Consider the following 14,435-nt stretch of genomic DNA (forward strand, 5'->3'; position numbering starts at 1 on the left):
CCTCCCTGCGCTCGACGACAACGTGTCCGAGCAGTCTGTCACGATCATGAGGCCCGGCGGAGGCTGTCTTCGGCCACCTCCCTGCCGAGCGAGGCCGGCACCAACTGCCTGTCGTGGGTCATGGCTTGAGCGGATCGTGGCCGATCGTCATGAGCCGATGCCGCCGACGCGTCTGTTCGGCTTCGGGTTCGTTCTCCAGGTCCGCTTCCTCGGTCACGGTGTCCACGACCTCGAACATCACGTCGACGTCGTCTTCCGTGAGGTCCATGCGCCGCTTCTGGAGGATCGCGAGGACGTGCTGCCCGGTCGGCGGGCCGGCCTGGTCCGGCAGCGGCTCGCTCTCCTCCTCGGCGTCCCTGACCCGCAGCCAGCCGGCCAGCTCCTGCGAGGTCATGTTCACCACGCGGTGGAACTCCTCCCACAGCGCGTCGAGTTCGAGAGCGTCGGTCACGGTGTGCCCCCTGTCTCCGGGTGGTCGTCCGATACGGCAGGCCGTGTCACTCGCCGCGCGGCCAGTTCTCGGCGTCGAACATCCACCGCTGCTTCTCCAGCTCGCCCGTGATGCCGATCAGCAGGTCCTGGGTCACCGGGTCCGGCTCCGCGGTGGCGGCGATGCGCTCGCGCAGCCGCTCGATGGCCGCGCCCAAGGTGTCCACGACCAGTTGGACGGCCTCCGTGTCGCGGATCCAGCCCTCCTTCGGGCCGGGCAGCGTGTAGGCCGCGGCGATCGTCTCAGGCCGGCCGTCGGGCGGCAGGCCGAGCGCCGAGGAACGCTCCGCGACGGTGTCGGCGTACGAGCGTGCGGTGGAGACCACCTCGTCGAGCTGGAGATGGATCGACCGGAATCGCGGGCCCACGATGTTCCAGTGCGCCTGCTTCCCGATCAGTGAGATTCCCAGAAGATCGACGAGCGTGCTCTGAAGTGCGTTCCCGGCGACCTCGCGGGCCGGCTCGGGAAGCGTGCTGTTGACCCCGTTCATTCCGTGTTCCTCCCTCTGGCTTGGTCCAGGCCGGAACGGAGCGATGCGGTGCCGGTGCGGTGTCCGACCACTTCAGCCACCGCAACCACTCCATGCCGGCGCGGGTGCCCAGGCCCGCAAGGTGCAAACGCGACGTGTCTCAGTGTGCGAGCACGCCGTCCAGGAAGCGGATCAGGTGCGCGAAGACCTCCTCCTTGTTCGTCTCGTGAAACACCTCGTGCCGGGCTCCGGCGTAGACGCGCTCGGTCACGTCGCTCCCGCGCAGCTCCTCGATCCCGACACGGCTGCCGGCGAGCGGGACGAGGCGGTCGTCGTCGCCGTGCAGCCACAGCAGCGGCAGGCGTCCGACGGCACCGCTCTTGGACACGGTGTCCAGCATCCGGGCGAACGCCTCCACCGTCGGCCGCTTCATCGGCCCGTGCCAGACCAGCGGGTCACCCGCGTACGCCGCGGCCACCTCGGGATCGCGGGACAGGGCGGCCGGGCTGATGGGCGTGCCGGGGATCTCCTCGTGGGCGAGCAGCCGCCGCGGCAGCTCCCAGTCGCCGATCACCGGCGCGGACAGCACCAGGGCGGCCGGCTCGTCGCCGTGCAACTGTGCGTACCGTGCCGCGACCAGTCCGCCCATCGAGTGCCCGACCAGGACGAGCGGTACGTCCGGATGCGCGGCCCGGGCCAGACCGGCGACGGCGTGCAGATCGGCGACCACGTCCTCGAAGTCCTCGATCACCACGCGCTCGCCCGCCGACCGCCCGTGCCCGACGTGATCCGGCCCGAACACGGCCGCGCCCCGCCCGACCAGCACCTGAGCCACCTCGGCGTATCGGCCCACGTGCTCAGCGTAGCCGTGGGCCAGGAGCGCGAGGAAACCGGGCCGAGGATTCGGCCATTCGCTCACGACGATCGATCCCCGGCGTCCGTCCAGGGCATGCTCGCGGATGTCGGCCATGGCTCCTCCGGCTGCGATCGGCGGTGATCGGCTGCGTGATCGTCTGTGTTCGGCGGCGTCGGTGAAGGTCCCCGGGGGGATCTTCCCAGGGTGCGCCGGGTCGGTCTATAGTCAAAAACTAGCGGTGCTAATTAACAGGGTGCCGTCCATACTGCCCGGTCAGGAGTCCTGTCGTGCGTCCCGTCCACTTCGCGGCCGCCCGCCGCACCCCCATCGGCAAACTGCGCGGAGCGCTGTCCTCCGTCCGGCCCGACGACCTCGCCGCCGCCGTGATCAAGGGCCTCGTCGCCGACGTCCCCGCACTCGATCCGGCGCGCATCGAGGACGTCTACTGGGGAGCCGCCAACCAGGCCGGCGAGGACAACCGCAACGTCGCCCGCATGGCGGCGCTGCTCGCCGGCCTCCCGGAGTCCGTCCCCGGTGCCACGGTCAACCGCCTCTGCGCGTCCGGCCTGGAGGCGGTCACCACCGCCGCCCGCACCATCGCCGCCGGCGAGGCCGACATCGTGCTCGCGGGCGGCTCCGAGTCCATGAGCCGCGCCCCCTTCGTGCTGCCCCGCCCCGACGAGGCACTGCCGCACCGCATCGAGACCTACGACACCCGGCTCGGCTGGCGCCTGGTCAACCCGGCGATGAAGGAACTTCACGGCCTGCTGTCCATGGGAGAGACGGCGGAGGAGGTCGCCGGGCGCCACGGTGTCTCGCGCGAGCGGCAGGACGAGTTCGCGCTGCGCAGCCACCAACGCGCCGCCGACGCCCGCAAGAACGGCCACTTCGACGACGAACTCCTGCCGGTGACCCGCCCCGACGGCGTCCTCGTCGACAGCGACGAATGCATCCGCGAGGACACCTCGTACGAGAAGCTGTCCCGGCTGAAGCCGGTCTTCCGCGAGGGCGGCACCGTCACCGCGGGCAACGCCTCACCGATGAACGACGGTGCCGCCGGACTGCTCCTGGTCAGCGAGGAGGCCCTGAACGAACTGGGCCTTGAGTCCCTCGGCCGCTATGTCGCCGGCGCCTCCGCGGGCGTCCACCCCGACGTCATGGGCATCGGCCCGGTCCCTGCCACGCGCAAGGTCCTGGCCCGCGCCGACTGGACGATCGCCGACATCCAGGAGGCCGAGTTCAACGAGGCGTTCGCCGCCCAGGCACTCGCCTGCGTGGACGAGCTGGGGATCGACCCCGAGCTGGTCAACCCCAGTGGCGGCGCCATCGCCCTGGGCCATCCGCTGGGCTGCTCGGGCGCACGGATCCTCACGACGCTGCTGCACCGGATGAAGCGGACGGGGGCGGAGCGGGGTCTGGCGACGATGTGTGTAGGTGTGGGGCAGGGCAGTGCGGTGCTGGTGGAGAGGCACTAGCAATCTCCCGACTGGCGAGACGCTCCTTACCAGTACCTGTTGTCTGCACATACCATCGGTCTCCGCATGGACACGATGACGCTTTGGCACATAACAGGCTGGGAGTTCGCCGCGCTCGCCTTCGCGGCCCTGCTCGTCGGCTTCTCGAAGACAGCCGTGAGCGGGGCCAACACGGTCAGCCTCGCGGTCTTCGCCGCCGTACTGCCCGCCCGCGCCTCCACCGGCATCCTGTTGCCGATCCTGATCGTCGGCGACGTGCTCGCCGTGCTCACCTACCGGCGGCACGCCCACTGGCCCACCCTGTGGCGGCTGTTCCCCGCGGTCGCCGCCGGCGTGGTCCTCGGCACGCTGTTCCTGGTGTGGGCAGACGACGAGATCGTCCGCACGTCGATCGGCGCGATCCTGCTGCTGATGGCGGGCGTGACGGTATGGCGCCGCCGTACGACCGACAAGGAGGCCGAGCCGGATTCGGTCACCACCCGGGCCGGCCGGGTCAAGGCCCGTTCGTACGGGGTGCTCGGCGGCTTCACCACGATGGTCGCCAACGCCGGCGGCCCGGTGATGTCGATGTACCTGTTGTCGGCCGGCTTCCGAAAGCTCGGCTTCCTGGGGACGTCCGCCTTCTTCTTCCTGATCGTCAACGTCTCCAAGGTGCCCTTCAGCGCCGGGCTCGGTCTGATCGACGGGTCCTCCCTGCTGCTCGACGCCGCGCTGGTGATCTTCGTCGTGCCCGGCGCGGTGCTCGGCAAATGGGCCGTGGACCGCATCAACCAGCGGCTGTTCGAGCAGCTCGTGATCGCGGCGACGGTCGTCGGCGGCCTGCAGCTACTGCTGCGCTGATCCCCGCACCTCCCTCAGCAGGGCGGGCAGGCCGGCGAACGATTCGATCACATGGTCCGGCGTACCGCTCGCGTCCCGATGCGTCCGCGGCAGATACTTCCCGGTCCGCACCAGCACCCCCGTGACACCGGCCCGCTGCGCAGCCAGCACATCGGACTCGATGTCGTCCCCGACCATGACCGCCTCGTCGGCACCGACTCCGACATGGGCGAGAGCCGCCTCGAAGAACGCGGCCGACGGCTTCCCGGTGATCTCCGCCTCGACCCGCGCGGCCTTCTCCAGCCCGGCCAGGAACGCGCCGGTGTCCAGCCGCAGCCCCTGGTCCGTACGCCAGTACAGATTCCGGTGCATGGCCACCAGGTGTGCCCCGCGTTGGAGGTACCCGAAGACCCGGTCGAGCGCCGCATAGCCGAATTCGGGCCCGGCACCGCCGACGACCACGACGTCGGGCCCATCGGCCTCGTCAGCCCCGACGACCGTGATCCCCGTCAGGTCCTCCGCGATGTCCCCGCTGTTCAGCAGCGCACACCGCGCCCCCGGCCAGTGCTCGGCGAGATGGGCGGCGGTGACGGCGGGCGCGGTCAGAATGTCCTCGGCGGACACCGGGAACCCGGCGTCCGCCAGCGTGCGCGCGATCGACGCCCGCGTCCGCGAGGTCGTGTTCGTCACCAGCGCGACACCGAGCCCGCACTCACGCAGCTCCCGCAACGCCTCGACCGCCCCCGGCAGCGGCTGCCAGGAGACGGTGAGGACTCCGTCGATGTCGATGAGGACGGCGCGTACGGATGCCATGCCTGGACGATAGACCGGCCCGGCCTGCCTCGCTCAGGGAGCGATCCCGACACCCTCGATCCTGCTCCAGGCCCGCTCCTGACCGGCCGTCATGGCCGGCCACCGCAGCCCGCCCGGCCGCGGCTCGACACGCGAGGCGTACGGCGCCGGGCGGAAGTCGGGGTCGTACAGGCAGCCCGTGCCATACCGCTCGTCGAAGGCGCCGCACGCCGCCGCGACCGACTTCTGCGTGGGCTTCCTCCCCTTGCGCACCCACGTGTCCAGGGCCGCGATGGACGTGGCGTACTCCGCGTCGCTCAGTTCACTGTGCTCGTGCTCCCGCGTGAACGTCTGCACCAGGTGCCCGTCGCGCCCGGCGCCCTGGAGCGTGGCCCGGTAGGCCGCCTCGTGCTCCACGAACGCCGTCGGGTCGTCGATCGCGTGCAACGTCAGCACCGGGATCGAGACCTTGCCGGTGAGATCGCTGTCGTAGGACAGGTCCCGTACGGCGGTGGGGTCGGGGGCGAAGCGTTCGACACCGGCGTTGAGCGCCGCGTCGTCATGGGACCCGGAGTAGCGGACGCCCTCGTTGCCGAAGGGATTCCGGTCCCCGAGACGCTCGTGCACGATGTCCCGGAACGTGAAGGTCGCGAACCGCAGATGCGACTCCAGCGTGCGCTCGGGGATGTGCGTGACCCCGAGGATGTCGTCGAGGTTGCGCTGCTGGAGGGCGGTCCGCTCCGCCGCCGGCGACGCGAACCCGGTGCACTCCTGGAGGCGGGCGCGCAGCCCGGCGGACGTCATGGTCGAGCCAGCGCGCAGGCCCTGCCACAGCGGGTACTGCGGCTCGGTCGGGCGGGGGTGGTTGCCGCAGTAGTACTGGTAGACGACACGCAGGTCGACGCGGTAGTCGTAGCCGCGCGAGCCGCCGCCCAGGACGCCGTTGGTGAGCAGCGCCCCGTCGTAGGCCCCCTTCTGCCCGCCGTACGTCTCCACGACCTTCGCGGCGACGTTCCCGCCCCACGACTGGCCGTGCACATACGTCCGTCGTGGCTTGCCGAACTCCTCGACGAACAGTCGGCGCGCGCTCTCCGTGTCGGCGGCGGCCATCCGCGTGCCGTAGCCGCCCCGGCGGTAGGACGACCCCACCCAGGCGTAGCCCTCCTTCACCATCACCGACCAGCGGCCCAGGTCGTCGATGCTGCGCGTGGGGTCGGACTCCGCGCCGAGGTCGGGGCCGCCGTGGGCGTGCACGACGAGGGACTTGTTCCAGTCGTCGGGTATGGCGATGGCGTAGTAGGCGCCCCTCGTGTCCCGGCCCGTGTAGCAGTCGGCCTTGCCGACGAGATCGGCGGGGCACTCGGCGAGGGCCGGTCCCTCTGCCGTCTCGCCCCGGGCGTTGGAGGCGCCGACGAGGATGCCGACGGCGAGGGCACCGGCCAGCACCGCGGCCAGCGTCGTGCGCCGCCCTGCGGGCGATGGGACAGACCTGCGGATCACTGAGTTCGTTCTCGTCCAGTCCAAGACGCTGCTCCTCGTCCTCGTCGGCGCGTCGGCGAGCCGTGCGCCGCGATGCTAGGGAGCGGCGGGCCGGGGGACCACGATCTGGCCGTTATGTTCATAGTGTTCGCAGGGTCGAACAGGAACGGGCGCGGTCACGAGCCCCCGTGGACATCGGAATGGACGAATCCGGGCACGGCGGACGCCCGAGCGGGCATGGGTGTGTACGCCGGCCGGCGGGCACCTGACCTCCACCTCCCGACCCCGACGCCCGACTCCCGCGTGCCCCACCTCACCTCGTAGGCTCGCACCATGTCTCCCCGCCACATCCTGATCCTCGGCGGCACCACCGAGGCCCGCGCACTCGCCGCCGCGCTCGCGGTGCGGCCCGGTGTCAGCGTCACCACCTCGCTCGCGGGGCGGGTATCACGGCCGGGCGCTGTCGAAGGGGACGTGCGGATCGGGGGCTTCGGCGGTGCGGACGGCCTGGCAGAGTGGCTGCGCGCCGAGAGCGTCGACTTCCTCGTCGACGCCACGCACCCCTTCGCCCAGTCGATCACGGCGAACGCCGTCCGAGCCGCGAGGTCGGCGGCCGTCCCGACGGTGGTCCTGCGCCGCCCCGGTTGGCACCCCGGCCCGGGCGACCACTGGCACGACGTGGCCTCCCTCGAAGAGGCCGCCGCCCTGCTGCCGAGCCTCGGACACCGCGTGTTCCTCACCACCGGCCGCCTGGGCCTCGCGGCCTTCGCCCACCTGACGGACCTGCACTTCGTGGCCCGCTCCGTCGAACCGCCCGAGCCCCCCATGCCCCCGCACACCGAGGTGCTCCTGGCCCGCGGCCCCTTCACCCCGGCCGAAGAATCGGCCTTGCTGCGCGAGCACCGCATCGACGTCCTGGTGACCAAGGACAGCGGCGGAGACGCGACCTCCGCCAAACTCACCGCCGCCCGCAGCCTCGCCCTGCCGGTCGTGGTCGTACGCCGCCCCCCGCTGCCGGAGGGCGTCGGCACGGTGCCGGACGTGGCGGGGGTGCTGGAGCGGCTCGGCCTCAGCGGGCGGTGACCGAGGCGCGGATGCGGTCGATGGCCCGCAGCACCTCGTCGCGGTTCCTGGCGCGTTTGATCCAGGCCGGCAGCCGCGCGAGATAGGTCAGCTTGCGACCGTGCTCGTACCAGGGCGGCCGCTCCCGTAGCGGTGCGGCCACGAACTGCCTGAGCAGGTCGAGTTGTTCGAGGTTGTAGGCCCACACGACGCCATGCCTGGTGTCGGTCCGCAGCCAGAGAGCCGGGTGGACACTCCGCTCGCCGCCGCACTGCCCGTCCCGCGCCAGACCGCAGGACGGGCAGATCAGACGCCGTTGTGGATACGGCCTGCCCCGCTCGTCGGGGCCGGCCGCAAGGCGGCGGTCGTAGTGCGCGAGTCCGTCGCAGCGCGGGCAGCGCACCAGCATCGTGTCGGTGAATTCGAACAGCTTGGTGAGGGGATCGCGGAACGCGCCGGCGCGGCAGACATCCCGCGAGTATCACGGCGTCCCGGCACGGGCCGCACCCGGATTTCTCAGTTTCGGGACTCGCTCAGCGCCCGCTCCCGCACCCGCCCCGTCAGGCCTTCCGTGAGGTCCTCGACCAGGAGGCGCTTGGCGATGGTGTGGACGGCGGCGCGCAGGTCCGTGCCGGGTGGGCGGCCGATGTCTCTATGGACCTGTTCTTCCAGCCAGGACGCCCAGGCCGTGCCGATGGCGCTGGCCTCGCGGGCGCCGGCCGGGGTGTGGGAGAGCAAGGAGCCGTCACGGGTGAGATAGCCCTCGTCGACCATCCGGTCGAAGACCGGGAGCAGTACCTCCGGAGGGACGTGGCGGCGGGCCGCGATCAGGCCGAGGCCGGCGTGGCCGACCAGGATGTTCAGGATCTCGACCTGCATCACCGCCCAGGCGCCGGCCACGTCGAGGCGGGTGTCGGAGGCACTGATGACCCGGCGTGCGGCATCGGGGCCCGCGCCTCCGATGATCTTCCCGACGGCCGCTTCCAGCACCCGCTGGGCGTTGGGGTCGTGGGGGGACGCGAACCCGTCGCCCAGGTCGGTGGACGCCATGCGCGCGCTGTCGCGCAGGGGGACCTGTTTGAGGAAGAGCGCGACGACGAAACCGAGGGCCGCGACCGGCACCGTCCACAGGAACACGGTCTGGAGCGTGTCGGCGTACGCGTCGACGATCGGAGCGGCGACCGCCGACGGCAGCCCGTCCAACCCTTCGGGGCTGGTCGCGGCCCGGGTGATGGCCGCCGGATCGAGCCCGGAGCCCGCTCTCGCGGCGGCCTCGACCCCGTCGGCGAGGTTGGGCGTGAGCGTGTTGGTGTAGATCGTGCCGAAGACGGCCGTGCCGAACGAACTGCCCAGCGTACGGAAGAAGGTGACGCCGGAGGTCGCGGTGCCGAGGTCGGCGTAGTCCACTGTGTTCTGCACGGCGATCGTCAGGACCTGCATGCACAGCCCGATGCCGGTGCCGAGCACGAACATGTACAGCGACTCCAGCCAGGCGCCGGTCGACGGCCCCATGCGGGACATCAGGAACAGCCCGACGCCCATCACCGCAGAGCCGACGATGGGAAAGATCCGGTACGACCCGGTCTTGCTGACCACGTTGCCGCTGAAGACGGAGGCGATGAGCAGCCCGATCACCATCGGCAGGGTCCGCACACCCGACACCGTGGCCGAGTCGCCGTCGACGTACTGGAGATACGTCGGCAGATACGTCAGCGCGCCGAGCATCGCGAAGCCGACGATGAAGCTGAGCACGGAGCAGACGGAGAAGACCGGGTCGGCGAACAGCCGCATCGGCAGCATCGGTTCGGCCGCCCGCGTCTCCGCCCAGCAGAACAGCCCGAGCGCGACCGCGCCCCCGACGAACAGGCCGATGATGACGCCGGAGCCCCACGCGTACTCGTTGCCGCCCCAGCTCGTCGCCAGGATCAGCGCACTGGCGCCGACCGCGACGAGCCCGATGCCCAGATAGTCGATCACCGGCCGGGACGCCGACTTGACCACCGGAATCGTCCGGGCCGCCGCGAAGACGACGACGATCGCGATCGGGACGTTGACGTAGAACGCCCAGCGCCAGGTGAGATGGTCCGTGAACAGCCCGCCCAGCAGCGGTCCGATCACCGTCGCCACGCCGAACACCGCGCCGATCGCGCCCTGGTACTTGCCGCGCTCGCGCAGCGGGATGACGTCCGCGATCAGCGCCATCGCCGTCACCATCAGCCCGCCGGCCCCGACGCCCTGCATCGCCCGCCACAGGATCAGCATCGTCATGTTCGAAGCCAGACCGCACAGGAACGAGCCCGTGATGAACACGATCGCGGAGACCTGGAAGACCAGCTTCCGCCCGAACTGGTCGCCGAACTTGCCGACCAGGACCGTCGCCACGGTCTCCGCCAGCAGATACGCCGTCACGACCCACGACATGTGCTCGGCGCCGCCCAGGTCCGACACGATCGTCGGCAGTGCCGTACCCACGATCGTCTGGTCGAGGGCCGCCAGCAGCATCCCCAGCATGATCGTCACGAAGACGACGTTCCGGCGGCGCGTGTCCAGCACGGGCGGCTGGGAGGCGGCGGGCGGGGCGGATTCCTCGGCGAGCGTCACGGGGCCACGATCACAGCGGCGAACCGGGGCCGCATGCGGGAACGGTCCACTCGGGTGGCGTAAAGACCACAGGCCCCGGGTGGCCCGCCGCCGCTCCCGGAGAGGCGTCCCTACTGCCCCTTCTGGTCCTTCTGGTCCTTCCGCTCCTCCGTGTCCCGGCGGCGCAGCAGATACGTGTCCATGATCCAGCCCTTGCGCTCTCGCGCCTGTGCACGCAGCCGCTCGATACGGGGCGCGGCCTCGGCGATCGGACCCGAGGCGAGGATCTCGTCCGGAGTGCCGATGTAGGCGCCCCAGTAGATCTCGATGTCCTGGTCGGCGTACTGCCGGAAGGTCTGCTGGGCGTCCAGCATCACGACCACGTCGTCGACACCCTCCGGGAAGCCCTCGGCCAGCCGCCGCCCCGTGGTGATCTGCACCGGCCGGGCGACCCGGTTCAGCCCCGTGCGATGGCGGGCGACGAGCGCGGAGACGCTGCTGATGCCGGGCACGACGTCGTACTCGAAGTCCACCGCGCCCTTTTCCAGCACCTCCTGAAGGATCGCGAGCGTGCTGTCGTACAGCGCGGGATCACCCCACACCAGGAACGCGCCGGTCTCGTCCTCGCCCAGCTCCTCGGCGATCAGCCGCTCGTAGATCCCGGCGCGGGCGCTGCGCCAGTCCCCGACGGCGGGGGAGTAGGCCGAGCCCCCGGCCGACCGGTCCCGCTCCGGGTCCCGGGCCTCGACGACCCGGTACGTCCCCTCGGGTATGTGCGCGTCCAGCATGTCCCGGCGCAGCTTCGTGAGGTCCGACTTCACCTCGCCCTTGTCGAGGATGAAGAACACGGCCGTACCGCGCATCGCCCTGACCGCCTGGAGCGTGAGCTGCTCGGGGTCGCCGGCCCCGATCCCGATGACATGAATCTTTCGCACCCCCCGAGTCTGCCGCACGCCACTGACAGCGCGGTCACCGAGTCCATGCAGGCGGCACCGGGTGCCGGTCCCGGGCCCCGCCGCGCGGCCGGGAACCGGCCCCGCCGCGCCATGCGCCGAGCCTGCCTACGCCCGTCCTCGCAGCCGGGACCGCCCTGCACCACGCGGCGCAACAGCCCGGCCTGGGGTGGCCGCCCGCGCGCGTCGACCGGCCCGCCGCGCCATGCGCCGAGCCGGGCTCCGCCCGTCCCCGCAGCCGAGGCGCCCGCTCCCGCGCGCCCACCGGCCCACCGTGCCATGCCTACGCCCGTCCCCGCAGCCGAGGCGCCCGCCCCTGCGCGTCCACCGGCTCGCCGCCGTCCTCCACGACCGCCGCCAGCTCCCGCGCCCACGCCGCCAGTCCCGCGAGATCCATCCCGTACGGGCGCGGCTCCCCGCCATCGGCCGCCCACTCCTCCACGGCCCGGGCCCCGCGCCGCAGCAGCCTCGCGCCACCCGTCACGTTCCCCCGCGCCGAGTGCGTGAGCCCGACGGCGAGCTGCGCCAGCCCGCGCCACAGCGCCCGCTCCTCATCCGGCCCCGTCTTCCACGCGTCCTCGAACACCTCGTGCGCATGGAAGGGTTTCCCGGCGTCCAGCAGCTCCTGCGCCTCCGCGACCGACGCCTGCGGAGTACGTCGGACGCCCTCCGGCTGGCGGGCGACTCCCTCCGCGCCGTACGGCAGAGGCCGCCCGAGCCCGTCCCGGGGCCGCGCGTTGCGCGCCCGCCCCTCGCCGTCCCGGTCCCGTGCCTCCGCCTGCCGTCCTGACGATGTGCTCCCCATACCCCCGATTGTCCATCGTCCCGTCCCCGGGCGGACGGACGCCCGCTTCGGCGCGGTCGTCGACGTGAGGTAAAGTGCTCTTCGCGCGATCACGCGGTTCACCGCGCGAGAGGCACCGGGACGTGGCGCAGCTTGGTAGCGCACTTGACTGGGGGTCAAGGGGTCGCAGGTTCAAATCCTGTCGTCCCGACGGTGCGAAGGGTCTTCGAGGGCAGCAGCCTGCGGAGGCCCTTTTCGTGTGCTCGAAACCGCGATCGAGTGCCCGCGCGGCTGCGTAGGCTCGGCTCCGACAGGTCATCCGCAGCGAAGGGGCATCCGTGACCACCGTTTTCTCCCGGATCATGGACGGCGAGCTGCCGGCCCAGTTCGTCTGGCAGGACCCGCACGCGACGGCGTTCCTGTCCCACGCGCCCCTCACGCCCGGCCACACCCTCGTCGTGCCCCGGCGTGAGGTCGACCAGTGGACGCAGGCCGACGGCGAGCTGCTGGCCCACTGCATGCAGGTCGCGCAGGCGGTCGGCCGGGGCGTGCAGCGGGCGTGGGACGCGCCGCGCGCCGGACTGCTCATCGCGGGCTTCGAGGTGCCGCACCTGCACATTCATGTGGCCCCGATGTGGGGCATGGGCAACCTGAACTTCGACCACGCGAAGCCGGTGGAGGACACGGCGGCCCTGGACGAGGCGGCGGACAGGCTCCGCGCCGCGCTGGGCGAGCTCGGGTTCGAGCACGCCGTGCCGCCGGGGTCCTGACGGCCCTCCCGGGGGCGGCAGTCGCGAGGGATCGAGGGTCGCGCACAGCCCGGGCGAGCGCGTGATGACGCCCGCACGTCCCCGCCCGGACGTCCCCGCCAGGGAGTGATGACGCCCGGACGTCCCCCGCCCGTCACCCGGACCGCGCGACGCCGACCGCGCCCGGATGGTAGACAGCGGACCATGACCAACTCGCTCATCCATCCGGCCGGTGCCCGATGACCGCCGGCATCGACACCCCCGACCGGCGCGGCCGCACCGGACTCGACCAGGTGGGCCGGGACCTGACCGGCAATCCCCGCGTCAAGGTGCGGGACGTGCGGCTCCTGTCCAGCCACTGGTACGTCGAGCGCGCCACCACCTTCGACTTCCAGCACGCCGACGGCACCTGGCGCACCCAGCAGCGCGAGACGCACGACCGCGGCAACGGCGCGACCATGCTGCTGTACGACGCCGAACGCGAAACCGTCCTGCTGACCAGGCAGTTCCGCTTCCCGGTCTATGTCAACGGCCATCCCGACGGCATGCTGATCGAGACGCCGGGCGGGCTGCTCGACGACGATGACGAGCACCCGGAGATCGCCGTGCGGCGCGAGGTCGTGGAGGAGACCGGGCACACCATCGGCGACGTCCAGCACGTCTTCGACATCTACATGAGCCCGGGATCGGTCACCGAACGCGTCAGCTTCTACGCCGCCGCCTACGGCCCCTCGACCCGCACCCACGAGGGCGGCGGCCTGGACGAGGAGGGCGAGGACATCGAGATCCTCGAACTGCCCTTCCGGCGAGCCCTGGAGATGATCCGCACCGGGGAGATCGCCGACGCCAAGACCATCATGCTGCTGCAATGGGCCGCGCTGGAAGGGCCGTTCGCTCGGACATGAGGGGCCGTCCCGGAGTCGTCGTAGTCCGGGGGAGATAGGCGACGTTGGCCGCGACCGCCTCCACGGCGTCGACCCGACGGCCGGCGCCGGCGGCCGGCATGAGCGGGTACGGGTTGGGCCCGGCCCGCTCACCTCCTCCGCCTCAGCAGGCGTCGCTCGTCGAGCTCGCTCAGCGTGGCGTTGAGCCGGTCGATGTCCGCGTCGGAGTTGAGTGCCGTGACCTGGATCCGGAAGCCGACCCGGTCCCGCGGGACGAGGGGTGTGTGCCGCGAGGGTCACGTAGACGCCGCGGTCCCACAGGAACCGGGCGACCGCGTCCAGGTCGGACGCGTCGGCGAGCGGGATCTCCACGATCGGGAACCCGCGGACGCCCGGCGTGTCCAGGGCGAGGCCGTGGACGTGCCGGAGCACGCGCGCGGTCTCGCGGTACAGGTCGGCACGGATCGCGTCCCCGCGGCGGTCGTTGACCGTCAGACCGGCGAGCGCGGTGGCCAGGGACGCGGTCGGTGAGGGACCGGAGTAGAGATGGAGTAGAGATAGGGACCGGCGGCGGTCTTCAGCCGGTCCTTGAGCCGGGACGGCAGGGCGAGGAAGGCCGGCAGCGACGAGTACGCCTTGGAGAAACCGCCGACCAGCACGATGGCGTCGTACGTCTCACCCGTGTGCCGACGACGCAGTCGCCGCGCGAACCGTAGGGACACGGCTCCGCCGCCGTGCGCTCCCCGATGCGGGATCACCGACGCGTGGATCAGGGTGGCCGTGGGCAGCAGCAGCGTGTCCGGCGCACCGAGCAGAGCGGCGAGCCGCTCCTCGATCTCCGGGTAGAGCCGAGTGCTGCACAGCAGCCGCGACCGGCTCGCATGCGTGCCCCACCGCCGTACGGCCGGTTCGATCGCCTGGATGATCTCGGGGTCCTGGTCGAAGCCCAGGTAGTTGCAGGACGCGAAGTCGATCAGCCAGCGGTCGCCGCTGCGGATGTGCCGGCCGCGCACCTCGTCCGGCACGGCGTCGCTCATGGGGCT

General features: G+C 71.7%; 15 protein-coding genes and 1 tRNA gene. 6 read left to right on the forward strand and 10 right to left on the reverse strand.

Annotated features, from left to right (window positions below):
- Positions 1-118 precede the first annotated feature (118 nt).
- The 3 genes from ACZ69Q_RS05215 to ACZ69Q_RS05225 all read right to left on the reverse strand — a co-directional run bounded on the left by ACZ69Q_RS05215 (position 119) and on the right by ACZ69Q_RS05225 (position 1,929).
- Positions 119-451, reverse strand: coding sequence for a DUF3140 domain-containing protein (locus ACZ69Q_RS05215; protein ID WP_471036562.1), 333 nt, complete (start codon positions 449-451; stop codon positions 119-121).
- A gap of 46 nt (positions 452-497) precedes the next feature.
- A complete protein-coding gene (locus ACZ69Q_RS05220) occupies positions 498-980 on the reverse strand; it encodes a Dps family protein (protein ID WP_471036565.1) in 483 nt (160 codons plus the stop codon).
- 139 nt (positions 981-1,119) lie between these two features.
- Positions 1,120-1,929 carry an alpha/beta hydrolase gene (locus tag ACZ69Q_RS05225; protein ID WP_471036568.1) on the reverse strand — a complete coding sequence of 270 codons (810 nt, stop codon included), beginning with the start codon at positions 1,927-1,929 and terminating at the stop codon, positions 1,120-1,122.
- 173 nt (positions 1,930-2,102) lie between these two features.
- Between ACZ69Q_RS05225 and ACZ69Q_RS05230 the strand changes: the two genes are divergently transcribed.
- On the forward strand, positions 2,103-3,290 hold the full coding sequence (locus tag ACZ69Q_RS05230) for a thiolase family protein (RefSeq protein ID WP_471036572.1): 1,188 nt from the start codon (positions 2,103-2,105) through the stop codon (positions 3,288-3,290).
- A gap of 66 nt (positions 3,291-3,356) precedes the next feature.
- The gene (locus ACZ69Q_RS05235; protein WP_471036576.1) at positions 3,357-4,130 is read left to right on the forward strand and encodes a sulfite exporter TauE/SafE family protein; all 774 of its coding nucleotides are present in this window, start codon (positions 3,357-3,359) and stop codon (positions 4,128-4,130) included.
- Here ACZ69Q_RS05235 and ACZ69Q_RS05240 read toward each other — a convergent pair.
- Both ACZ69Q_RS05240 and ACZ69Q_RS05245 read right to left on the reverse strand, forming a co-directional pair.
- Complete coding sequence (locus tag ACZ69Q_RS05240; RefSeq protein WP_471036580.1) at positions 4,116-4,922, reverse strand: HAD-IIA family hydrolase; 807 nt, start codon at positions 4,920-4,922, stop codon at positions 4,116-4,118. The genes ACZ69Q_RS05235 and ACZ69Q_RS05240 overlap by 15 nt on opposite strands.
- 33 nt (positions 4,923-4,955) lie before the next feature.
- Positions 4,956-6,425 carry an alpha/beta hydrolase gene (locus ACZ69Q_RS05245; protein ID WP_471036584.1) on the reverse strand — a complete coding sequence of 490 codons (1,470 nt, stop codon included), beginning with the start codon at positions 6,423-6,425 and terminating at the stop codon, positions 4,956-4,958.
- 288 nt (positions 6,426-6,713) lie between these two features.
- On the opposite strand from ACZ69Q_RS05245, the gene ACZ69Q_RS05250 reads away from it, so the two are divergent.
- Positions 6,714-7,463 (forward strand): cobalt-precorrin-6A reductase, encoded by a 750-nt coding sequence (locus ACZ69Q_RS05250; RefSeq protein ID WP_471036588.1) that lies wholly within the window; start codon positions 6,714-6,716, stop codon positions 7,461-7,463.
- On the opposite strand, the gene ACZ69Q_RS05255 is transcribed toward ACZ69Q_RS05250, so the two are convergent.
- The 4 genes from ACZ69Q_RS05255 to ACZ69Q_RS05270 all read right to left on the reverse strand — a co-directional run bounded on the left by ACZ69Q_RS05255 (position 7,450) and on the right by ACZ69Q_RS05270 (position 11,780).
- Positions 7,450-7,851: a hypothetical protein gene (locus tag ACZ69Q_RS05255; protein WP_471036592.1), complete on the reverse strand. Its 402-nt coding sequence runs from the start codon at positions 7,849-7,851 to the stop codon at positions 7,450-7,452. The two genes, ACZ69Q_RS05250 and ACZ69Q_RS05255, sit on opposite strands and share 14 nt — an antisense overlap.
- 107 nt (positions 7,852-7,958) lie before the next feature.
- Positions 7,959-10,043, reverse strand: coding sequence for an MDR family MFS transporter (locus tag ACZ69Q_RS05260; RefSeq protein WP_471036596.1), 2,085 nt, complete (start codon positions 10,041-10,043; stop codon positions 7,959-7,961).
- Between the two features lie 110 nt (positions 10,044-10,153).
- Positions 10,154-10,957, reverse strand: a complete 804-nt coding sequence (gene cobF / locus ACZ69Q_RS05265) for a precorrin-6A synthase (deacetylating) (RefSeq protein ID WP_471036601.1) — start codon at positions 10,955-10,957, stop codon at positions 10,154-10,156.
- A 301-nt stretch (positions 10,958-11,258) separates the two neighbouring features.
- Positions 11,259-11,780 carry a DUF309 domain-containing protein gene (locus tag ACZ69Q_RS05270; RefSeq protein ID WP_471036604.1) on the reverse strand — a complete coding sequence of 174 codons (522 nt, stop codon included), beginning with the start codon at positions 11,778-11,780 and terminating at the stop codon, positions 11,259-11,261.
- Positions 11,781-11,896: 116 nt separating this feature from the next.
- Here ACZ69Q_RS05270 and ACZ69Q_RS05275 point away from each other — a divergent pair.
- The 3 genes from ACZ69Q_RS05275 (at position 11,897) to ACZ69Q_RS05285 (ending at position 13,413) form a co-directional block, all read left to right on the forward strand.
- Positions 11,897-11,970: transfer RNA gene (locus tag ACZ69Q_RS05275), tRNA-Pro, on the forward strand.
- Positions 11,971-12,097: 127 nt separating this feature from the next.
- On the forward strand, positions 12,098-12,529 hold the full coding sequence (locus tag ACZ69Q_RS05280) for an HIT family protein (RefSeq protein ID WP_471036608.1): 432 nt from the start codon (positions 12,098-12,100) through the stop codon (positions 12,527-12,529).
- 218 nt (positions 12,530-12,747) lie between these two features.
- Complete coding sequence (locus tag ACZ69Q_RS05285; protein WP_471036611.1) at positions 12,748-13,413, forward strand: NUDIX domain-containing protein; 666 nt, start codon at positions 12,748-12,750, stop codon at positions 13,411-13,413.
- A 470-nt stretch (positions 13,414-13,883) separates the two neighbouring features.
- Here ACZ69Q_RS05285 and ACZ69Q_RS05290 read toward each other — a convergent pair whose 3' ends face one another.
- On the reverse strand, positions 13,884-14,429 hold the full coding sequence (locus tag ACZ69Q_RS05290) for a hypothetical protein (RefSeq protein WP_471036615.1): 546 nt from the start codon (positions 14,427-14,429) through the stop codon (positions 13,884-13,886).
- Positions 14,430-14,435 lie beyond the last annotated feature (6 nt).

This window comes from Streptomyces sp. NPDC036764, from assembly GCF_055609385.1.